This window comes from Halomonas salsilacus, assembly GCF_051216275.1.
In the GTDB taxonomy this organism is placed as follows: domain Bacteria; phylum Pseudomonadota; class Gammaproteobacteria; order Pseudomonadales; family Halomonadaceae; genus Halomonas.
Genome location: NZ_JBPKAQ010000004.1, coordinates 47,099 through 66,807, shown reverse-complemented (window position 1 = coordinate 66,807; position 19,709 = coordinate 47,099). Strand labels below are relative to the sequence as shown.

Genomic DNA, 19,709 nt, shown 5'->3' with positions numbered 1-19,709 from the left:
CCATGCCACTCCTGCCCGACATCCTGATCCCCAAGGCCTTCATCGCCGGCGAATGGCGTGATGCCGAGGCTCGCTTCGCCGTCACCGACCCCGCCAGCGGCGAGAACCTCGCCGAAGTGCCCGACCTGACCGCCGACGACGCCCGCGACGCCGTGGCCGCTGCGGATGCCGCCTGGCCGGCCTGGCGAAAACGCACCGCCAAGGAGCGCGCCGGCCTCTTGCGGGCCTGGTACGACGCCATCATGGCCCATCAGGAGGAACTCGCCCGGTTGATGACCCTGGAGCAGGGCAAGCCGCTGGCCGAGTCCCGCGGCGAAGTCGCCTACGGCGCCTCCTTCGTGGAATTCTACGCCGAGGAGGCCAAGCGCGTGGCCGGCGAAACCCTGCCCAGCCACGGCGTCGACAAGCGCATCCTGGTGTTCCGCGAGCCCATCGGCGTGGTGGCCGCCATTACCCCCTGGAACTTCCCGCTGGCGATGATCACCCGCAAGTGCGCCCCGGCCCTGGCCGCCGGCTGTCCGGTGGTGATCAAACCCGCCGAGGCCACCCCGCTAACCGCCCTGGCCGTGGCGCGGCTGGCCGAGCTGGTCGGCTTCCCCGCCGGGGTGATCAACGTGGTCACCGCGAGCCGCCCGGCGGCGATCGGCGAGGTGCTGACCACCGATCCCCGGGTGCGCAAGATTTCCTTCACCGGCTCCACCCCGGTGGGCAAGAGGCTGCTGGCCCAGTGTGCCGGCACCGTCAAGAAGGCCTCCATGGAGTTGGGCGGCAACGCCCCCTTCATCGTCTTCGATGACGCCGACCTGGACGCCGCCGTGGAAGGGGCCGTGGCCTCCAAGTACCGCAACTCCGGCCAGACCTGCGTGTGCACCAACCGCCTATTGGTCCAGGCCGGGGTCTACGATGCCTTCATCGAGAAGCTGGCCGTCCGGGTCGCCGAGCTCAAGGTCGGCAGCGGCCTCGAGGAGGGCGTGATGCAGGGCCCGCTGATCAACGCCGCGGCGGTGGAGAAGGTCGAGGCTCACATCGCCGATGCCCTGGAAAAGGGGGGGCGCCTGGTATGCGGCGGCAAGCCTCACGCCCTGGGCGGGACCTTCTTCGAACCCACCGTGATTGCCGATGTCACCGAGAAGATGTTGGTCGCCCGGGAGGAGACGTTCGGGCCCCTCGCGCCGGTCTTCCGCTTCGAGACGGATGAGCAAGCCATCACCATGGCCAACGCCACGGAGTTCGGCCTGGCCGCCTACTTCTACGCCCGCGACTACCGGCGTATCTGGCATGTGATGGAGGGCCTGGAATATGGCATGGTGGCAGTCAACGAAGGGATCCTCTCCACCGAGCTGGCCCCTTTCGGCGGCGTCAAGGAGTCCGGACTGGGGCGCGAGGGATCCCACCACGGCCTGGATGAATTCACTGAACTAAAATACGTGTGCATCGGCGGCCTCTGAGCGTCGCCGACCATCCAACAGGAGGCATCATGACCAACGCTGAACTCAACGATCTCAAGAAGCGCTATGTCGCCAACGGCGCGGCCAGCCCCGCCACCCAGTTTGCCGATCACGCCGAGAACGCCCTGATCTGGGACGCCGATGGCAATCGCATCATCGACTTCGCCGGCGGCATCGGCGTGCTCAATATCGGCCATCGCCATCCCAAGGTAGTCGAGGCCGTCAAGGCACAGCTCGACAAGGTAATGCACACCTGCCAGACCGTGATGCCCTACGAGGGCTACGTGAAGGTGGCCGAGAAGCTCAGCCAGATCAGCCCGGTACGCGGCCATGCCAAGGTAATGCTGGCTAACTCCGGCGCCGAGGCACTGGAGAATGCGGTCAAGATCGCCCGTGCCGCCACCGGCAAGAACAACGTGATCTGCTTCGACGGCGGCTACCATGGCCGTACCTTCATGACCATGGCCATGAACGGCAAGGTCGCCCCCTATGCCGCCGACTTCGGCAGCATGCCGGGCAACGTCTTCCGCGCCCCTTATCCGGTGCCCTACCACGGCGTCAGCGAAGACGAGGCCCTGCGCGGTCTGAAGATGACACTCAAGACCGACGCCAACCCCCGCGACACCGCGGCCATCGTGATCGAGCCAGTGCTCGGTGAGGGCGGCTTCTATCCCGCCTCGGCCAGCTTCCTCAAGGCGATCCGCGAGATCTGCGACGAGCACGGCATGCTGATGATCGTCGATGAGGTGCAGTCCGGCTTCGGCCGGACCGGCAAGATGTTCGCCATCGAGCACAGCGGCGTCGAGCCCGACATCATCACCATGGCCAAGAGCATGGCCGACGGCATGCCGATCTCCGCCGTGGTGGGCACCGACGTGCACATGGACGCCTCCGGCCCCAACTCGCTGGGCGGCACCTACACCGGCAGCCCGGTCTCCTGCGCCGCCACCCTGGCCGTGCTGGAGGTGTTCGAGGAGGAGAACATCCTCGAGAAGAGCCAGGCGCTGGGCGAGAAGCTGGGCAAGCGCTTCGCCAAGTGGCAGCAGGCCTTCGACTGCGTGGACAACGGCCGCCACCTGGGCTCCATGGCCGCGCTGGACCTGGTCTCCGACAAGGGCAGCCACACCCCGAATGCCGACCTGGCGGCGGCGCTGTGCAAGCGCGCCCGCGAGAAGGGGCTGGTGCTGCTCTCCTGCGGCCTCTACGGCAACACCATCCGCTTCCTGATGCCCGTCACCATCGAGGACGAGGTGCTCGAGGAGGGCCTGGATATCGTCGAGGCCTCCCTCAAGGAGCTGGTGGGCCAGCCCGCCACCGCCTGATCGGCGCCTCGCTCGCCTGACCTCACCGCCCGGCCCTGCGCCGGGCGGTGCTCGTTTCAGCCCCTTGCCAGACCGCGGCCGAGCCGGGAAGATGGCGGCGTCTACCCCGAGGCCATCCCGTGATACTGCGAACCCTTGCCCTGCTGCGCTACCTGCAGGGCGCCAGCCACACCGCCCAGGAGGCCCAGGCCACCGTCCAGCAGGCCTGCGACTACCGCTGGCTGCGCGGTGAGCTTCACCACGGTGTCATCACCGATCCGACCACCGCCCTGGCCGACGACACCCCCGCCGTGGCCATCACCCTGGCCTACCCCGCCACCCGGGCGCGCCTGGCCGGCGGCCGCTGGCCCGAGAACCTGCGGGAGCGCGAGCGCTGCTTTGTCGAAGGTGCCCACGCCTGCCGTGCCGCCGGCGCCCCACCCTATCGCCCCCTGGAGAGTCTCTCCCGGGGGCTGGCCTATGGTGCTGCCTCGGTGCTCACCGATTCCGCCCGCCTGCAGTACCTGATCGACCAGCGCGCCCTGCGCCTCGTCTGGCGGCGGCCCGGGCACCTGCCCGAGGCCCTCGCCCGGCGCCTGACCGCCGGGAGCGCCGCCACCCCCGGCGTTTTCCTGCTGGAGGTCAGGGTGCCCGCCCGGCGCGACGAGATGGCACTACGCGGCGTCTGGCTCGACCAGGCGCTGGATCGCTATCGGCGCATCCTGCCACGCCCCGCCGGCCACTGAGCACTTCCTGCTGAGCCCTGCTTGAAACGACGGCGCCCGGCAGAAGCCGGGCGCCGTGATCGCATGATGCCAAACGGTAAATCAGGCCTTTCTGACCTTCGAGATCACCCACAGCAACAGCACGGCGCCGACGATGGCGGTCACCAGCGAACCGACGAAGCCGCCGGCCTGCAGCCCCAGCAGGCTGAACAGGAAGCCGCCGATCACCGCACCCACCACGCCGACGCCGATATTGCCGAGGATGCCGAAGCCGCCCCCGCGCATGATGTGGCCGGCAATCCAGCCCGCCAAGCCGCCGATGATCAACCAGGCAATCAGTCCCATGAAGCTCTCCTTGTCTAAGGTCAATTGGCGCCGAACCGCTCGACGCCAACGGGTATGACAGCGCGCGCAAATCGGCTCAGAACGATGAACCCGGCTGTTCGAGATAAGCCAGCTCCTCCGGGGTCGAAGTGCGACCCAGTATGGCATTTCGATGCGGGTAGCGCCCGAAACAGGCGATGATGTCGCGATGGCTGTGCTCGACGCGCAGGTTCTCCTCCAGCCCAGGCTGGTCGAAGAGCCCCAGCGCCTCGTCGTGGATCGCCAGGGACTCGCTGTGCATCCAGGGCATGTAGAGGAAAGCACGCCACGGCACGTCCAGGTGGCGATCGATGCGGCTGGCCACGGCTTCCTGGGCCAGTACCAGCGCCACCGGGTCCTGGGCGAAGGCCAGCGGCGTCTCCCGGTGGATATTGCGCGAGAATTGGTCGAGCACGATCACCTCGGCCAGCCGCCCCCGTGCCGAGAACCGCCAGGACCACAGCTCACCCCGCCCGGCGGCCTCGAGCAGCTCGCCGAAGCGCGCCGCGATCTCGGCATCCAGGCGGGGATCCTGGCGAAACCACTGGGTCGGCTCCAGCTCATCGAACCAGAAGCGGATCACCTTATCGGCATCGGGCAACCCAGCCATGCGCTTCCTCCCTGTCGGCCCTGCGGAGACACCCCGACACCTGATACCATTCCCCGCAGCACACGGCAACCCGAGGAGCGCGCATGTCGCCCCAGCACTTCATGGAGATGGCCTCCTTCAGCTTCAATCTGGTGGGGATGGTGGTCTGTATCGGCGGCCTGACCCTGGCCCACCGCACCCGGCATCGCGTGCCCGGCTACCTGCTGGCCGGCGCAGGCTTCATGATCGCGGCGAGCCCGCTTCTCTACGCCATGTTCGCCGGCCCCCGCTGAGCGCCGAGGAGGCCCTGCCCATGCGCCAGCCCCTGGCACGCGAACTCCACGACCTGCTCGAGCGCGGCCGCGACCGCCAGTTGCGCCTGGCGGTCACCGGCTTGTCTCGCTCCGGCAAGACCGCCTTCCTCACCTCGTTGGTCAACCAGCTGCGCCATGTCGGCCTGGAGGCCAGGCTCGACCTGCTGCCTGCGGCCCGACAGGGGCGCCTGCTGGGTGTCCGGCGGGTCAATCAGCAGGACCTGGGCGTGCCGCGTTTTCCCTACGATCAGGCCATGGCCGCCCTGGCCGAGACGCCACCGCGCTGGCCGGAGCCTACCCACGGCATCAGCGAACTGCGCCTGGCGCTGCGCTATCGGCCGGCGAAGCGTGGCTGGTTTACCGGCGAGACCCGCCAGCTCACCCTGGACCTCTTCGACTATCCGGGCGAGTGGCTGCTCGATTTGCCGCTGCTGGCCCACGATTACCCCAGTTGGTGTCGCAGCCAGCAGGCCCTGGCGGGGGAGCAGCGGCGCGCCCATTTCGACGACTGGCACGCCGCCGTGGAGGCCCTGGACCCCGCCGGCGAGGCCGATGAGGCCCGCCTGGCCCAGATCGCCGAGCGCTACGCCGAGGGGCTGCGCGCCGCCCGGGAGGCGGGCTTTGCCGACCTGCAGCCGGGACGCTTCCTGCTGCCGGGCGATCTCGCAGGCGCCCCGGTGCTGCAGTTCTTCCCACTGCCCGGCGTGGCCGAGGTCGACCCGGCCGCGTTGGCCACCCTGCCGCCCGAGAGCAACTACGCCACCCTGGCGCGACGCTTCCAGTACTACCAGCAGCACATCGTGAGGCCCTTCTACCGCGACCACTTTCGCCGCTTCGACCGCCAGATCGTGCTGGTGGACCTGCTCGGCGCGCTGAATGCTGGCCCCGAACGCTTTCAAGATCTCTCGAGAGCCCTTTCCAACCTCATGCAGAGCTTCGATTACGGCCAGCGCAGCCTGCTGTCGCGGCTCTTCGCGCCGCGCATCGACCGGCTGGCTATCGCCGCCACCAAGGCCGACCACGTCACCCCGGAGCAGCATCCACGGCTGGTGGCACTGCTCGAGGCGCTGCTGGCCGACCCCCTCAAGGACCTGCGCTTCGCCAGCGTGCCGGTGCGCGCCCTGTCGCTGGCGGCCATCCGCGCAAGCGAAGCCCGCGAGGTGGAGCATCGCGGTAAGCGCACTCCCGCCCTGCGCGCCACCGGGCTCGATGGCGAATCGCTGCTGCTGTTTCCCGGCGAGGTGCCGGAGCGCCTGCCCGACGCGGCCTTCTGGGCCCGCCAGGGCTTCACCTACCCGAGCTTTCGGCCGCTGCCCCTGGAGGGTGGCGCCCTGCCCCATATCCGCATGGATACCGCCCTGGACTGGCTGATCGGAGACAAGCTGCAATGACCCCGCCCCGCGACCCGCGTCCGGGCCAGCGCTTTTCACCAGAGGCTAATGAGGCGGCCGACGGAGAGACGCCCTTCCCCCCTGACCCTCGCCCCGCCGAGGCCTTTGACGCCGAGCTGGCCAGCCGCCCCCTGGCTGAGGAGCCGCCGGGACCCGGCGAGCGGGCCCTGGAGGCAAGCCTGGCTCCGCCGCGTCGGCGCCGCTGGGGACTGCTCGCCCTGCTGGGTGGCACCCTGGGTCTGGGCGCAGTGGAGGCCAGCAGCACCCTCTATGCCGCCAGCCTGGGCGGCAACTGGCTGGCCGGCGCCTGGAGCCTGCTGCTTCTGCTCGCCCTAATGCTGGGCGGCTCGGCGCTGGTCCGCGAGCTGTGGCGGCTGCGACGGCTGCGCCGCCACGACCGGCTGCGTGAACGCCTCAGCGTGCTGCCCGACGCCACTCCCGGGGAAGGCCAGGCCACCGCCGAATCGCTGCGCCGCGCCCTGGCCCTGGATGACGACCACCCCCACTGGCAGGGCTTCCTGGCCGCTCGTCAGGCCCACCACGACGGCCATGACATCCAGCTGCTGCTCGACCACCACCTACTGGCGCCCCGGGACCGCGAGGCAAGCCGGCTGATCTCACGGATGTCCGGCGAGACGGCGATCATGGTGGCGGTCAGCCCGCTGACCCTGGTGGACATGGCGCTGGTGGCCTGGCGCAGCCTGGCGATGATCGACCGCCTGTGTCGCCTTTACGGCCTGGAGCTGAGCTACCCGGGAAGGATCCGCCTGTTGCGCAGCGTGCTCTACCAGATGGCCTTCGCCGGCGCCACCGAGATGGCCACTGATGCCGGCATGCAGATGCTCTCCATGAACCTGGCCGGACGGCTCTCGACCCGCGCCGCCCAGGGCATGGGCGTCGGCCTGCTCAGCGCCCGACTGGGGTTGCGCACCCAGCGGCTCACGCGCCCGTTGCCCTTCCCTGAGGAGAGCCGCCCACGCCTGGGCGATCTGCGCCGCGAGCTCTGGCAGCAGCTGCGCCGGCTGGAGGCGAACGGCGAACGCGACCCTTGAGGCATGTCAATTTCCGCAACCTCCAGGCTGCGGATGCATGACCTTGGCGCCGAAACCCGCTAGGCTCGAATTAACCCCGATTCATACAAGGAGTCTGTCCATGTTCACCTCCATCCTGGTCCCCGTCGATGGTTCCGAGCACGCCCAGAAGGCCCTCTCCGTGGCCTGCCAGCTCGTCCGTCAGGAAGAGGGCTGCACCCTGCATCTGGTGCATATCCCGGAAGAACTCGCCCACGAGACCACCCTGGTCTGGGGCATCGGCGCCATCGCCATCGAGGCCAGCCGCGAGGAGCGCGAGGAAGCCGGCAAGCAGGTGATCGTCCGTGCCGCCGAGGCCGCCCGCGAGCAGGGTGCCACCAACATCGAGACCGTGATCGGTCAGGGCGATCCGGCCCGCACCATCCTCAGCGAGGCGCGCAAGCGCGGCATCGATGCCATCGTCATGGGCAGCCGCGGCCTCAGCGACCTGCAGGGCTTCGTGGTCGGCAGTGTCTCCCACAAGGTGGCCCATGCCGCCGAGTGCACCGTCATCACCGTGCGCTGAAACGCGCCACACCTCACGCACTACCCCGCCGTGGCCGCCATCGGCAGCAGATGGCGCGCCACATGCTCCAGCATGCGGGTCTCGCGATGGATCGACAGCCCCATGCTGGCCTCCCTGGCCGCCATCACCCCGCGGTTGTGATCGATGGCCTCGTCCAGCCTGACCCAGCGCGGCTCCATGCCGTTGTCGCGCTCGTACGCCTCCAGACGCGTCTCCCCCAGCCGCCGATCGGCACGACAGTGATAGAAGTAGGAGTTCATGTGCATCAGGTCGTACTGCGGCTTGTAGTGGGGCCGGAACTCCTCGACCCAGCCGTAGGGGGATACCACCTCGACACCGCTCGCACCGGTCTCCTCGGCAAGCTCGCGATGCAGTCCCTCGAGCAACTCCTCATGGTCATCCACGCCGCCGCCCGGGAAGCTGAAGTCGTTGTAGCGACGGGTATAGAGCAGCAGGATCTCCTCGCCATCCAGGACGATGCCGCGTGCGGCACGGCGGCGATGGACCCGCTCCTGCGGGACATCGAGGCAAATAAGCTCGGGGTGAACGATGCGCTCGAGCAGCTGCATGGGGTAACTCCGTTATGAGGGGCGACAAGGCGCGCAAACTACACCGCGCGGCCCTATCGAGCAATCGGCGCCACGCCACGGCTCTCTAGGAGTGATGCAACCCGCTGATTCTGCGTGGCACGCCCCCGCCGCGTTTGGCCCCGGGCGAGGGAGTCCGTATAGTGGCTCCCCTACCCCGCCACACGTTCGTGATCATGCTGCAGAACAACGCCCTGCTTGCCCAACTCAAGCAACAGATTCGCTCCAGCACCCCCCGCGTCGAGGGGGTGATCAAGGCCACCCAGAAGGGTTTCGGCTTTCTCGAAACCGACGAGGGTGAGTCCTACTTCGTACCGCCCCCCGCCATGAAGCAGGTGCTGCACGGCGATCGCGTCGGCGCGGTCCTCCACGAGGAGGGAGACAAGAAGCGCGTCGAACCCGACACCCTGATCGAACAGGGGCTCGACCGCTTCGTCGCCCGGGTGCAGAAGCGCGAGGGCCGTCTGGCCGTGGTGCCCGACCACCCCCTGATCAACAACGCCCTCAAGGCGCGCATCAAGCGCAGTCTGGATGAAGCCAGCGTCGGGGACGGCGACTGGATCGTCGCGCGGCTGGTGCGTCACCCCCTCAAGACCGACGATCGCAGCTTCCTCGCCCAGATCGACGAGCTGGTGGCCAAGGCCGACGACCCCGCTGTGCCCTGGCGCGTTACCCTTGCTCGCCACGCCCTGGAGCAGGAGTGCCCGGAGGCCGGAGATGACTGGCCGCTGCTCGACGAGGGGCTCACCCGCGAGGACCTCAACGCCGAGCCCTTCTTCACCATCGACGGCGAGAAGACCCGCGACATGGACGACGCCCTGCGCATCATGCCCCGCGAGGACGGCGGCTGGGACCTGAGCGTCGCCATCGCCGATCCCACCGCCTACGTGTCGGAGGGTCATGCGGCCGACCTGGAGGCACGCACTCGCGCCTTCACCGTCTACCTGCCGGGCCAGAACGTCACCATGCTGCCCGAGCAGCTGGCCGACGACCTCTGCTCGCTGTGGGAGGGCAAGGAGCGGCCGGTGCTGGCCTGCACCCTCACCGTGCACGCCGATGGCAGCCTGGGCCACTACCGCTTCTTTGCCGCCACGGCGACCTCCCATGCCAAGCTGGCCTACGACCGCATCTCGGACTGGCTGGAGGGCCAGGGCGACTGGACCCCAGCGGACGAGATCGCCGAGCAGCTCAAGGCGCTGAGGGCAATGACCGAGGCGCGCAGCGCCTGGCGCGCCGAGCACGCCCTGGTGTTCAGGGACACCCCCGACTACGTCTTCGACCTGGACGAGGCCGGCAACGTGCTGGGCGTGCGCACCGAGGAGCGGCGCATCGCCAACCGCATGATCGAGGAGTCGATGATCGCGGCCAACGCCTGCTGCGCCCACCTGCTCGCCGAGCACGTGGGCCACGGCATCTTCAACGTGCATCGTGCCTTCGAGCCCGAAAAAGCCGAGGCCGCCCAAGAGTTCCTGGCCAGCCAGGACATCCAGGTGGAGCGCGAGCAGCTCACCGAGCTGTCCCGCTACACCGAGCTGAAGCGCGAGCTCGAGGGTCGCGATGACGCCTGGCTGGATGTCCGCCTGCGCCGATTCCAGGGATTCACCAGCATGTCGGCGAAGCCCGGCCCGCACTTCGGCCTGGGGCTGGCCGCCTACGCCACCTGGACCTCGCCGATCCGCAAGTACGGCGACATGGTCAACCACCGTCTGATCAAGCGGGTGCTCAAGGGCGAGCAGGCGCCGGCCGAGGCCAGCCTTGCGCTTACCGAGCAGCTCACCGAGCGCCGCCGGCTGAATCGCATGGCCGAGCGCGACGTCAAGGACTGGCTCTACGTGCGCTACCTGGGCCCGGCCGCCGAGGCCCAGGAGGCCTTCGACGCCGAGATCATCGCCATCAACCGTGGCGGCATGCGCGTGCGCCTGACCGCCAACGGTGCCACCGCCTTCATCCCGGCGCCGCTGATGCACAACGACCGCACCAAGGTGGCGATCGACGACAAGGAGGGGCGTATCCAGATCGAGGGCGAGGAGCGCTTCAAGCTGGGCGACCACATCCGTGTGGCCCTGACCGAAGCCCGCGAGGAGACCCGCTCCCTGGTGGGACGCCCGACCGACTGACCTTCCAGCAACGACAGGCAACAAAAGACGGCGACCCTAGGGTCGCCGTCTCGCATTGCAGCTGTCGCACAACTGTCGCATGGCCGCCCTAGGCTGGCAGAAAACATCTGAGCCAGGAGGACTTCTTGCATATCGTCGACGTCACCATGCTCCACGCGCCTGCCAGCGGAGGAGTGCGTACCTATCTCGAGGCCAAGCAACGCGTGTTGACCACCCGGGCGGGCATACGCACCAGCCTGCTGGTCCCCGGCGCCGAGCGCGGCTCGCTCGGTGGGGTGTATACCCTCCCGGCCCCGCGGATTCCCCTGGGCCTGGGCTACCGCTTCCCGCTGCGCCGCCGACCCTGGCGAGATGCCCTGATGACGATGGCCCCCGACCTGATCGAGGCCGGTGACCCCTATGTCACCGCCTGGGCCGCCGTGGAGGCCGGCCAGGCCCTGGGGGTGCCCACGGTGGGTTTCTTCCATTCCGACCTGCCGCGGCTGATGGGCGATCGCTTCGGGGCCGGTGTCCGCCGCCGCCTGCAGCGCTATGTCGGAGACCTCTATGGGCAATTCAACAGCGTCCTGGCCCCCTGCACCGCCATGGCCGAACGGCTGGCGGACTGGGGCGTCGACAACCTGCGTGTGCAGCCGCTGGGCGTCGATCTTGACGCCTTCCATCCGCGTCATCGCGACCCAGACCTGCGCCGACGCCTGGGGCTTGGCGACCACCAGCGGCTGCTGGTCTTCGCCGGCCGCCACTCGCCCGAGAAGCATATCGACGTGCTGCTCGAGACGATGGGGCGGCTGGGGACGGACTATCACCTGTTCCTGATGGGCCCGGGGATGCCCTTCCGAGTCCCCGACAACGTCAGCGTGATGCCCCGCTACTGTCCCCCGTCGGAAGTCGCCTCCACCCTGGCCAGCGCCGATGCCATGCTGCATGCCGGTACTCGAGAGACCTTCGGCCTGGTGGCCCAGGAGGCCATGGCCTGTGGAGTGCCGGTGGTAGCGGCCCGGGCCGGCGCCCTCAAGGAGTATATCCCGCTGGGTGCCGGCATCCTCTGCCGCCCCCGAGACCCCGACGACATGGCTCGGGCGACTCGTGAGCTATTCCTGAACGACCCCGCGGCCATGGGCCGCTACGCCCGTCGCCACGTCGAGCGTCACTTCGACTGGGAGCGGGTCATCGACGGCCTGCTCGAGCACTATCGACAACTGAGTCACGGCAGCGAGCGCCATGCCATCCCGCAGAACGGCTGATCCTCACCGACCATTGCCTCAGTGGCGGCCGCTGCACGGTCTGATGATCGTGATGGCGCTCATCGCACCTATCGGGGTCACCGCCTGGTTGGGCGGGGCCGATGCCCTGGCAGCGGTCAAGCGCTTCCCGCTGGATGTGCTGGGCCTGATGCTGCTGATGGCATTCGCGTGCTGGAACCTCAACGCCGCCCGGCTGCGCTTGATGCTGGATGGACGCATCGGCCGACTTGGCCAGCGTGGGGCACTGGGCATCGAACTGGCGTCCAAGTTCGCCCTGTGTGCCACGCCCGGGGGCAGCGGTGGCCCGGCCACGCTGCTGGTTATGTTGGCTCAGCGCGGTTTACCCGCCTCCAGGGGAGCGGCCATCTTCCTGCTCGACCAAGGCTGCGACCTGCTGTTTTTCCTTAGCATGCTGTCGGGAGTGGTAGCCCTCTCCCAGCTGGGGGAGACCCAATGGCCCTACCAGGCAATGATCCAGATGGCCCTGGTCGCGTTGGCTCTGATGGCCATTGGCTTTACGCTGGTGATAGCGTACCTGCCACATCTGCTGCGCTACCCCGCATCGCTGGGCACACGCTGGCTGAGCGGGTATCGGCGCCGTTGGCTTGCCCGCCGCCTGCTGAAGTGTCGCCAGGCGCTTCAGTCCACCCTACGGCTACCCATCGCTACGCTGCTGGCGATGTTGATGCTCACCGCAACCCATTGGCTACTGCGCTACAGCCTGCTCTACCTGGCGGTACTGGGAGCAGGTGGAAACGCCGACTGGCTATGGACCTTCCTGACCCAGATGCTGGCCATGGCGGCGAGCCAGTTCAGCTTTTTGCCCGGCGGCGCTGGTGCAGCCGAATTGGGGGTCGGCGGGCTGCTGCTGCCGATGATGGCACGCGAGCAGGCCGCCGCTGCCGTGCTGGTCTGGCGCCTGGTGTCCTACCACCTTTACCTGATCGCCGGTGCCCCGCTGTTTATACTGTCGGCCTATCGGCTGATGCGGCGACGGTCGCCCGAGCGAACCTGAGCGCTTACTCAGGTGTTGAAGCGACGCTGCTTCTCCGCCGTCCAGTCGACGGTAGGGGTTCGCATGCCGTGGCCGCCCCGGTAAGGCGCGTAGGCCGGTGACTCCCAGCCGGCCAGCAGTGAAGGCTCGAGTCGAAAGACCTCGACCCCGATGGGATGGCAGGTTTCCAGCGGGTCCCGGGCGTCGGGGCCCCACAGGTCTACCGACAAGTCTCCGCCCGGGCAGCACGACAGCGCACACAGCAGGTCGATTTCGGCGAACAATTCGATATAGTCGCCCTCTCGGGCCGGACAGGCCTTCATGAAGTACTGGTCATCGTCATTGAGTCCGGTGCATTGGAAGACATTGAGCACGTCATGCACATCAAACTCGGTGAGTCCGAAGGGGGCCACCGCACGCACCAGATTGGAGTGACAGTGATGGTCGAAATCTTCGCCGGTCAGCAGCTTGTTGACGTAAGGGTCGCATCGCGTACCCAACAGGTCATGCACGCGCCCACCGTCGGCGTCCATGCCGTAGACCGCCAGGGTATCGTCGATGATGGTCGCCATGGGTCGCAGATAGGGTAGTGTCGACCACAAGCGATCGAAGGTCGACACATGGGCCCCCTGCAGCTGGCGAGTCCGCGAGGCCCAGAAGCGCTCCCGCGGATTGTGGCGATGCCAGAGATTGAGATCGCCTACCTGGGGTCCATCACGCGTCGAGAAACGCAGCACATGGCCGGCCGGCACCTCCCAGGCCAGACCCTCGCGAATCGGCACGACCCGATCCTGGACACGCGTCCTCGCCTCTGGCGTCGTCAATCGGGCATAGAAGTCGCGATCCACGTCGAGAATGGAGCCTTTCGTGGCGCGATAGGCGGCCGGCACCTTTGCCATGTCCCTGTCCCCCTGGCTGATCAAACGATACCCGACATGCTAGCGGATTGTGCCCAAGGGCTCTCAACATCTGCTAAATGACACCTTAGCTCACGCTGAGTCCGTCCTGCCGATGGCGATAGAAGAAGCGCAGCATCTCCTTCGCAGCATCGGGGCCTCTGGGGTCGGTATAGCTTCCCTGCGCACTACCGCCCGACCAGGCATGACCCGCGCCCTGTACCTGCCACTGCTCCAGGCGTGGCTCACCCTTCGCATCGTGATGGGTGGTACGCGTATAGGCATGACCATTGGCCACCCGCCCCTGCTCAACCGTGACCCTGGCGTTGCCCTCACGGTGACTTGTCGTCTCACCCCCTCTACGCGCGGCGGCATACTGGGCGGCAACGCGTTCCGCATTGCTGGGGTGCACGGTGGTGTCGTGATCGCCGTGAAAGATGATGGCAGGCACCTCCGATGACCACCCTAACGCCCGGGCCGCGCCGCCACCGAGGGGACCCGCGCCCCCCCGCATCGCCCCCAGTGCATCGGGGAGACTCTGGGCCACCGCGTGGGGCAGCCCTGAATGCACGCCCACCGCCGCAAACAGATCCGGATAGGTCATCGCCAGGGTCGTTGCCATGGCGCCACCCGCCGATAGCCCGGCGACATAGACGCGGCTCGCATCGAGGTCATGGGTGTCGATGACCTGACGTGTCATGCCGGCAAGGATCGCCGGTTCACCCCCCTCGCGCTGCTGGTCCTCGGCCTTGAACCAGTTCCAGCACTTCGAACTGTTGGCGGTCATCGGCTGGGCCGGATAGAGCACGCAAAACAGTTGCTCTTCGGCCAGCCGGTTCATGTTGGTTCCGGCAGCGAAGTCATCGGGATTCTGCGTGCAGCCATGCAGCATGACTACCAGTGGTAGTGCCTGGCCGTGATAGCCGCTGGGGATATACAGCTTGTAATCGCGAGTGCCGGCATGATTGGAATAGCTACCAGCGGTGAAGGCGCCAGGCTCCGCTTTCTCGTTGGTGCCCCGTGCCTGCTCGGGCTGCACCACGGACTCACGCAGCTGGCGCCACTTGTCTCGCCATGCAGAAGGCAGCCCGATATCACCGCCCGGGATATGCCCGAGGGTCGCCGGTCGGGCATGGCCAAACGCCGAGGATCGCGCCGGTCCTGCTGACGGTTCACCTGCCCGGTACGAACCCGACTCGGCAGATGCCGGCCTTGACGCTGCCTCCTCTTCGTCGATGACCCGGCAGGTTCCTTCGAAAGTAGTGCCCGCGAAAGGCCTCCCCGCGAAGGGAGTGCCCGCACGGCCCAGGTCATCCGGCGCTTCCTCTCCCATGCCCTCGGACGTGGCCTCGGGCGTGGCGCCCTGGAGGATGGCCATGGCCTCGTGCAGCTTCCCGGCGCGGGTGAGCCGCGTCGCTTCTTCCATTCGTCGCGTCATGGTGGGGTCGATCATTGTCAATATTCCTGTTCAGTGATTTAGTGGATCCGATCCGCCAGGGCCGCCTTGACGGCCGTGCTGGCATGCAGGGCGCCCAATACGACCACCGATTCGATGGTGGCGCGGGCGAGTTCCGGTGATACGTCGTCGGCGATGCGGGCCAGCCCCAGCACCTGGATCTGCAACACCTGCCCGGCGGCCTGCAGCGCCTCGAGATCGCTGCGACTGTAGTCTTGCAGGCCCAGCACGAACGTCTTGCGCGCCACGGTTTCCTTGACGACGTCCGCATGGGTGGCCAACTGGTTGCGGATCGCCGTACGAATCAGGTCGGTACGGTTGGAGTAGAACCCTTCCTGGACCAGCAGATCGATCTGCCCCAGGTCGACCACCCCCAGGTTGATGGTGATCTTCTCGCTGGCGTCGCCGCTCTTGCGGCGCAGTTCAAGCGCGCTCATCGGTGATACCTCGTCGGCCCAGGAGGGAAGCCCCTCGCTCGGCGATGCAGAAACATCCTATTGGAATCCATGCGCCATCCATATGGATGGTCGGATAGAGGGTATACTAGACCCATCGGGGCGATAGTCAAGCCGGGGACAGACAAAACGACCCGGCGACGGGTGGGTCGTTACGCGGGTGCCGAGTTCGCAGGTGCCGAGAGAGAAGCAGCGGGAAAATAATTATCGCGGTGGATGAAAGCGTGGCGGCGAAGACGCGACTGTCGCCCATGCCCGCTTCGCCTGTAGGAGATCACCGCACACGAGGGGTGGGCAATGTCGGCAATTTGCGCTGCGTTGACGGTGCCGGGATCCGGCCATCGCCTGCATCGGCGCTTTATGGCAAGGTCTGAAGGTGGATGGAACCCAATCGTCACGAGACTCGCATGACATGGCAGCTCGACTCGGCCTACGCGGTAAATCGGTCAGCCTCCTCCTGCTGGCCTGCCTGCTGGCACTGATTCCAGCGGGGCTGATCGGCTGGAAGGCAGTCGCCGAGGTCCGTGATCATTTCGCCGGCGCCTTCGCCGAGCAGTACACCCTGCTGCAGATGCAGCGGGTGATCGCGCCCGTGACGCGGGAACTCGCCCTGTCACGACGCCTTGCCGACTCCATCGTGACCCGTGAATGGCTGCGCGCCCCCGAGGATCCGACGCGCCAGGCACGGTTCCTCGCCGAGGCCGAAGGCTTCCGGCAACACTTCGCCAGCCGCTCCTATTTCATCGTCGACCATGCCTCCGGGGACTACTACCTCGGGGATGGCGGCGGGGACAACGGCACAGAACCGCGCTATCGCCTTTCCCAGGAGGCGCCCGACCATGCCTGGTACTTCGCCACCATGGACAGCACCTCCACCTACGACATCAACGTCAGCGCCGACCAGGCCCTCGATCTGGCCATGGTCTGGTTCAACGTCAAGGTGATGGACAACGACACCCTGTTAGGCCTGGCCGGGGGCGGCATCGATCTTCAGCAGTTCATCCGACGCTTCCTCGGCAACACCCCGTCCGGCATGACGCCGATGCTGGTCGACTCCCGCGGAACCCTGCAGGTGCATCCCGACACCTCACGCATCGCCCTCGGTTCGGGCCGCCATCCCCTGGAGGACGGTGATCGCCCGCGGATCCAGGCACTCGTCGGCGAGTCCGACCGTGAGCCACTGCGGCGAGCCATGCACGACGCCATGCGCCGTCCCGGGACCGTGGTGGCCCTGGAGGCCGAACTGGAGGGGGAGCCCCGGCTGCTGAGCGTGGGCTACCTGCCGGAGCTGCAGTGGCTGCTGATCACCGCCCTGGACCTGCAGGCCGCTCCGCTCCTCGACCGCCGCTGGTTCTGGCCCATGGCGCTCGCCTTCGGCCTGCTGCTAATGCTGTTGACGGCCAGCTTCGCCTACAGCACCCATCGCCTGATCCTCACCCCGCTGCAGCGACTGAAGCTCTCCGCCCAGGCCATCGCCGAGGGCGACTACCACTCCGGGCTTCCCACCGAGCGCCGGGACGAGATCGGCGAGCTGTCGCGGACCTTTGCCCATATGGCAAGCCAGGTGGAAGGTTACACCCGAGACCTGGAAGCCCAGGTGCGCGAGCGCACACGGGATCTCGAACAGACCCATGCCCAGATGGTGACGGCCCACCGCCAGCTCGAGGCCTCCATCCAGTATGCCGGCATCATCCAGCAGGCGATTCTGCCCGACGACGCCCTCGATCAGCACCTGCGCCATCGCTATGGGGTCCTCTGGAAGCCGCGCGACGTGGTGGGCGGCGACTTCTATGTCTTCCAGGCCACCGAGCGCGGCTACCTGCTGGGCATCGTCGACTGCGCCGGCCACGGCGTGCCGGGGGCCCTGATGACCATGCTCGCCCGGGCCATCATCGACCACGCCCTCGCCCAGAAAGGCGCCGAGGATCCGGCGGCGGTGCTGGCAGAGATCGACCGCCAAGGCCGCTTGCTGCTGCCCCAGGACCAGCTGCCCGCCTCCATCGCCACCAGCATGGACATGGGCCTGGCCTGGGTCGACCCAGGCGCCGGGACCCTGACCTACGCCGGGGCCAAGATCGACCTCCATGCCAGCGACGGCGAGCGCCTGGAGACGTTGGCCGGCCACCGGCGCGCCCTGGGCCATCGCCGGCCGACCCGCTATGAAAACCGGGTGGCTCCGCTGCGCCGCGGCTGGACCTACACCCTGTGCAGCGACGGCTTACTCGACCAGGCCGGGAGCAACGACGGCTTCGGCTTCGGCAACCGCCGCTTCCGGGCCCTGTTACTGGCCCAGGCCGGTCAACCGCTGGCGGAGCAGATGGCGGCCTTTGAGGCGGCCCTGCGCGACCACCAGGGCGACCTCCCCCAGCGCGACGACATCACCCTGCTGGCCTTCCGCCTGGAGCCGCCACTCCCGGACGCCCCTTCCCCCTTGCCACCCGAGGAGACGGGCGACGCCCGTTGAGGAGAGCCCATGGACCTGCTGAGCATGCGGGAAAGTTACCAGCGCGATCGCATCATGCTGTGCTTCAACGGCCCCATCTCGCGCAGCCTCATCGAGGAGATCGGCAAGGCGCTGCGCAACTACCTAGACACCCAGCAGACGACGCCGTCGGCGGCCATGGATGTCTTCGCCGTGTATATCGAGATGACCCAGAACATTCGCCACTACGCCCGCCGCCAGGGCTATGACGAGACCCAGGCCTCGGCCACGGTGGCCGTGGCCCAACACGCCGAGGGGCGCTACCTGGTCTCGGCGGGCAACCTGGTCGAGCTCGCCGACGGCGAGCGCCTGGTCGGCATGATCGAGGCGCTGGCGCCGCTTGACCGCGCCGAGCTCAAGGCCGCCTACAAGAAGCAGCTGCGACGCCCGCGCGATGCCGAACGCGAGAGTGGCGCCGGCCTCGGGCTACTGGATATGGCCCGCAAGGCCAACCGCCCCCTGCAGGCCTCGCTGCAGGCGTTGCCCGACGGGCAAGGTTTCTTTAGCCTGACCGCTACCATCTGATGGGTACCATGATCACCATGACTCCTGACCTCGACATTCCCGGCAGCCAGTCGACGCCGGCCATCCAGAGCAACTGGAAGGCCGGCCGCCTGGCCATGCAGGGTGACTCCTACCCCGAGAACTCCTACGAACTCTTCGACCAGGTGATCGACTGGGTGCGTCGCTACCTCGACGACGAGGCGCGGCCGCTGCACCTCGACCTGGGCCTCGTCTACCTCAACACCAGCTCGGTGAAGGCGATGATGGACATCTTCGACCTGCTGCAGGAGGCCCACGGCGAGGGCCGCAAGGTCTCGGTCGAGTGGCTCTACGACGCCCGCAATGAGCGCATCGCCGAGTTGGCCGACGAGTTCCGAGAGGACTGCAGCTACCCCTTCGCCATCACTCCGGCGCTGGCATGAACCGCCGGGACGAGCAGGCGCTGCTGCAGCGGGTCGCTACCCTGCTGGCCGACCCGGCCCATGGGGAACACCCGCTCTTCGAGCCCCTGAAGGCCCTCGCTGAGCAGTACCGCAGCCAGCAGCAGCAGCTCGAGCGCCTGATCAGTATCTCCGACCGCTATCAGCAGTTGGCCCTGGAGGCGCGACAGGTGACCCAGAAGCGCTACGAACGCAGCCTTTGTCGTCAGCAGAAGCTGTCACGCATCTCCGACGGCTACCAGGCGATGATGCGCGAGCGCAACCGGGCACTTCACCAGGCCTCCACCCACGACCCGCTGACCCAGCTGGCCAATCGCCGGCTGATCGACGAACGCCTGCATGAGCTCGAGACCTCCGGACGAAACTACACCCTGGCCCTGCTGGATATCGACCGCTTCAAGACCATCAACGACCGCCATGGTCACGACGTCGGCGACCGGCTGCTGGTGGCCATCGCGGACGCCATGCGCGAGGTGCTGCGGGAGTCCGACCTGTGCGGGCGCTGGGGCGGCGAGGAGTTCATCCTGCTGCTCGCCGAGACCCGCATCGACGAGGCCCACACGATCGTCGAGCGGCTGCGGGATCGCGTGTCGGCCGTCATGGTCACCAGCTGCGAAGAGAGGCTCTCGGTGACCCTCAGCGCCGGGATCAGCGAGCATCGCCTCGGCGAACGCCACCTCATCACCCTGCAGCGCGCCGACCAAGCCCTGCTGGAGGCCAAGCGCAGCGGTCGCGACCGCTGCCTGATCACCACCCGCTGAGCGCCAGCGGCAACGGCCCAAACGCAGGACGGGCACCGCTGGGGGT

Annotated in this window: 20 protein-coding genes; 14 read left to right on the top strand and 6 right to left on the bottom strand. The window is 67.6% G+C overall.

Going from position 1 to position 19,709, the window contains the following annotated elements:
• Positions 1-2: 2 nt before the first annotated feature.
• The 3 genes from ACR80S_RS07445 (at position 3) to ACR80S_RS07435 (ending at position 3,495) form a co-directional block, all read left to right on the top strand.
• Positions 3-1,448 (top strand): NAD-dependent succinate-semialdehyde dehydrogenase, encoded by a 1,446-nt coding sequence (locus ACR80S_RS07445; RefSeq protein ID WP_435400015.1) that lies wholly within the window; start codon positions 3-5, stop codon positions 1,446-1,448.
• A 29-nt stretch (positions 1,449-1,477) separates the two neighbouring features.
• Complete coding sequence (gene gabT, locus ACR80S_RS07440; protein WP_435400016.1) at positions 1,478-2,770, top strand: 4-aminobutyrate--2-oxoglutarate transaminase; 1,293 nt, start codon at positions 1,478-1,480, stop codon at positions 2,768-2,770.
• Positions 2,771-2,889: 119 nt separating this feature from the next.
• On the top strand, positions 2,890-3,495 hold the full coding sequence (locus ACR80S_RS07435; protein ID WP_435402922.1) for a hypothetical protein: 606 nt from the start codon (positions 2,890-2,892) through the stop codon (positions 3,493-3,495).
• An 81-nt stretch (positions 3,496-3,576) separates the two neighbouring features.
• Here the strand turns inward: ACR80S_RS07435 and ACR80S_RS07430 are convergent, their stop codons facing one another.
• Positions 3,577-3,819, bottom strand: coding sequence for a GlsB/YeaQ/YmgE family stress response membrane protein (locus tag ACR80S_RS07430; RefSeq protein ID WP_435400018.1), 243 nt, complete (start codon positions 3,817-3,819; stop codon positions 3,577-3,579).
• 76 nt (positions 3,820-3,895) lie between these two features.
• A complete protein-coding gene (locus ACR80S_RS07425; RefSeq protein ID WP_435400019.1) occupies positions 3,896-4,447 on the bottom strand; it encodes a DUF924 family protein in 552 nt (183 codons plus the stop codon).
• Positions 4,448-4,530: 83 nt separating this feature from the next.
• On the opposite strand from ACR80S_RS07425, the gene ACR80S_RS07420 reads away from it, so the two are divergent.
• The 4 genes from ACR80S_RS07420 (at position 4,531) to ACR80S_RS07405 (ending at position 7,727) form a co-directional block, all read left to right on the top strand.
• On the top strand, positions 4,531-4,719 hold the full coding sequence (locus tag ACR80S_RS07420; RefSeq protein WP_435400020.1) for a hypothetical protein: 189 nt from the start codon (positions 4,531-4,533) through the stop codon (positions 4,717-4,719).
• 20 nt (positions 4,720-4,739) lie between these two features.
• Complete coding sequence (locus tag ACR80S_RS07415) at positions 4,740-6,131, top strand: YcjX family GTP-binding protein (RefSeq protein WP_435400021.1); 1,392 nt, start codon at positions 4,740-4,742, stop codon at positions 6,129-6,131.
• The gene (locus ACR80S_RS07410; RefSeq protein ID WP_435402921.1) at positions 6,128-7,183 is read left to right on the top strand and encodes a TIGR01620 family protein; all 1,056 of its coding nucleotides are present in this window, start codon (positions 6,128-6,130) and stop codon (positions 7,181-7,183) included. The genes ACR80S_RS07415 and ACR80S_RS07410 overlap by 4 nt, the downstream gene beginning before the upstream one ends.
• Before the next feature lie 100 nt (positions 7,184-7,283).
• On the top strand, positions 7,284-7,727 hold the full coding sequence (locus ACR80S_RS07405; protein WP_435400023.1) for a universal stress protein: 444 nt from the start codon (positions 7,284-7,286) through the stop codon (positions 7,725-7,727).
• A gap of 20 nt (positions 7,728-7,747) precedes the next feature.
• Here the strand turns inward: ACR80S_RS07405 and ACR80S_RS07400 are convergent, their stop codons facing one another.
• Positions 7,748-8,296: an NUDIX hydrolase gene (locus tag ACR80S_RS07400; protein ID WP_435400024.1), complete on the bottom strand. Its 549-nt coding sequence runs from the start codon at positions 8,294-8,296 to the stop codon at positions 7,748-7,750.
• 194 nt (positions 8,297-8,490) lie between these two features.
• Here ACR80S_RS07400 and ACR80S_RS07395 point away from each other — a divergent pair, with 194 nt between their 5' ends.
• The 3 genes from ACR80S_RS07395 to ACR80S_RS07385 all read left to right on the top strand — a co-directional run bounded on the left by ACR80S_RS07395 (position 8,491) and on the right by ACR80S_RS07385 (position 12,690).
• Positions 8,491-10,431, top strand: a complete 1,941-nt coding sequence (locus ACR80S_RS07395) for an exoribonuclease II (RefSeq protein WP_435403021.1) — start codon at positions 8,491-8,493, stop codon at positions 10,429-10,431.
• 125 nt (positions 10,432-10,556) lie between these two features.
• Positions 10,557-11,675: a glycosyltransferase gene (locus tag ACR80S_RS07390; protein WP_435402920.1), complete on the top strand. Its 1,119-nt coding sequence runs from the start codon at positions 10,557-10,559 to the stop codon at positions 11,673-11,675.
• Between the two features lie 52 nt (positions 11,676-11,727).
• Positions 11,728-12,690 (top strand): lysylphosphatidylglycerol synthase transmembrane domain-containing protein, encoded by a 963-nt coding sequence (locus tag ACR80S_RS07385; RefSeq protein WP_435402919.1) that lies wholly within the window; start codon positions 11,728-11,730, stop codon positions 12,688-12,690.
• An 8-nt stretch (positions 12,691-12,698) separates the two neighbouring features.
• On the opposite strand, the gene ACR80S_RS07380 is transcribed toward ACR80S_RS07385, so the two are convergent.
• From ACR80S_RS07380 to ACR80S_RS07370, 3 genes are all read right to left on the bottom strand, one after another.
• The gene (locus ACR80S_RS07380; RefSeq protein WP_435402918.1) at positions 12,699-13,568 is read right to left on the bottom strand and encodes an urea carboxylase-associated family protein; all 870 of its coding nucleotides are present in this window, start codon (positions 13,566-13,568) and stop codon (positions 12,699-12,701) included.
• 85 nt (positions 13,569-13,653) lie between these two features.
• Positions 13,654-15,018, bottom strand: a complete 1,365-nt coding sequence (locus ACR80S_RS07375) for an extracellular catalytic domain type 1 short-chain-length polyhydroxyalkanoate depolymerase (protein ID WP_435402917.1) — start codon at positions 15,016-15,018, stop codon at positions 13,654-13,656.
• 23 nt (positions 15,019-15,041) lie between these two features.
• Positions 15,042-15,458 (bottom strand): CopG family transcriptional regulator, encoded by a 417-nt coding sequence (locus tag ACR80S_RS07370; RefSeq protein WP_435400028.1) that lies wholly within the window; start codon positions 15,456-15,458, stop codon positions 15,042-15,044.
• Positions 15,459-15,888: 430 nt separating this feature from the next.
• Here ACR80S_RS07370 and siaA point away from each other — a divergent pair, with 430 nt between their 5' ends.
• The 4 genes from siaA to siaD are packed head-to-tail and all read left to right on the top strand — an operon-like array spanning position 15,889 to position 19,663.
• Positions 15,889-17,940, top strand: coding sequence for a biofilm regulation protein phosphatase SiaA (gene siaA, locus ACR80S_RS07365; RefSeq protein WP_435402916.1), 2,052 nt, complete (start codon positions 15,889-15,891; stop codon positions 17,938-17,940).
• Between the two features lie 9 nt (positions 17,941-17,949).
• The gene (gene siaB / locus ACR80S_RS07360; RefSeq protein WP_435402915.1) at positions 17,950-18,483 is read left to right on the top strand and encodes a biofilm regulation protein kinase SiaB; all 534 of its coding nucleotides are present in this window, start codon (positions 17,950-17,952) and stop codon (positions 18,481-18,483) included.
• A gap of 8 nt (positions 18,484-18,491) precedes the next feature.
• Positions 18,492-18,884, top strand: coding sequence for a biofilm regulation phosphoprotein SiaC (gene siaC, locus ACR80S_RS07355; RefSeq protein ID WP_435400031.1), 393 nt, complete (start codon positions 18,492-18,494; stop codon positions 18,882-18,884).
• Entirely contained in the window at positions 18,881-19,663 is a 783-nt protein-coding gene (gene siaD / locus ACR80S_RS07350) for a biofilm regulation diguanylate cyclase SiaD (RefSeq protein WP_435400032.1), read from the top strand. Before siaC ends, siaD begins: the two co-directional genes overlap by 4 nt.
• The last annotated feature ends 46 nt before the right edge of the window (positions 19,664-19,709 follow it).

Coding starts and splice junctions, on each gene's coding strand:
- ACR80S_RS07445 (WP_435400015.1), top strand. CDS start 3: ATGCCACTCCTGCCCGACATCCTGATCCCCAAGGCCTTCATCGCCGGC.
- gabT (WP_435400016.1), top strand. CDS start 1,478: ATGACCAACGCTGAACTCAACGATCTCAAGAAGCGCTATGTCGCCAAC.
- ACR80S_RS07430 (WP_435400018.1), bottom strand. CDS start 3,819: ATGGGACTGATTGCCTGGTTGATCATCGGCGGCTTGGCGGGCTGGATT.
- ACR80S_RS07425 (WP_435400019.1), bottom strand. CDS start 4,447: ATGGCTGGGTTGCCCGATGCCGATAAGGTGATCCGCTTCTGGTTCGAT.
- ACR80S_RS07420 (WP_435400020.1), top strand. CDS start 4,531: ATGTCGCCCCAGCACTTCATGGAGATGGCCTCCTTCAGCTTCAATCTG.
- ACR80S_RS07415 (WP_435400021.1), top strand. CDS start 4,740: ATGCGCCAGCCCCTGGCACGCGAACTCCACGACCTGCTCGAGCGCGGC.
- ACR80S_RS07410 (WP_435402921.1), top strand. CDS start 6,128: ATGACCCCGCCCCGCGACCCGCGTCCGGGCCAGCGCTTTTCACCAGAG.
- ACR80S_RS07405 (WP_435400023.1), top strand. CDS start 7,284: ATGTTCACCTCCATCCTGGTCCCCGTCGATGGTTCCGAGCACGCCCAG.
- ACR80S_RS07400 (WP_435400024.1), bottom strand. CDS start 8,296: ATGCAGCTGCTCGAGCGCATCGTTCACCCCGAGCTTATTTGCCTCGAT.
- ACR80S_RS07395 (WP_435403021.1), top strand. CDS start 8,491: ATGCTGCAGAACAACGCCCTGCTTGCCCAACTCAAGCAACAGATTCGC.
- ACR80S_RS07385 (WP_435402919.1), top strand. CDS start 11,728: ATGGCGCTCATCGCACCTATCGGGGTCACCGCCTGGTTGGGCGGGGCC.
- ACR80S_RS07380 (WP_435402918.1), bottom strand. CDS start 13,568: ATGGCAAAGGTGCCGGCCGCCTATCGCGCCACGAAAGGCTCCATTCTC.
- ACR80S_RS07375 (WP_435402917.1), bottom strand. CDS start 15,018: ATGATCGACCCCACCATGACGCGACGAATGGAAGAAGCGACGCGGCTC.
- ACR80S_RS07370 (WP_435400028.1), bottom strand. CDS start 15,458: ATGAGCGCGCTTGAACTGCGCCGCAAGAGCGGCGACGCCAGCGAGAAG.
- siaA (WP_435402916.1), top strand. CDS start 15,889: ATGGCAGCTCGACTCGGCCTACGCGGTAAATCGGTCAGCCTCCTCCTG.
- siaB (WP_435402915.1), top strand. CDS start 17,950: ATGGACCTGCTGAGCATGCGGGAAAGTTACCAGCGCGATCGCATCATG.
- siaC (WP_435400031.1), top strand. CDS start 18,492: ATGATCACCATGACTCCTGACCTCGACATTCCCGGCAGCCAGTCGACG.
- siaD (WP_435400032.1), top strand. CDS start 18,881: ATGAACCGCCGGGACGAGCAGGCGCTGCTGCAGCGGGTCGCTACCCTG.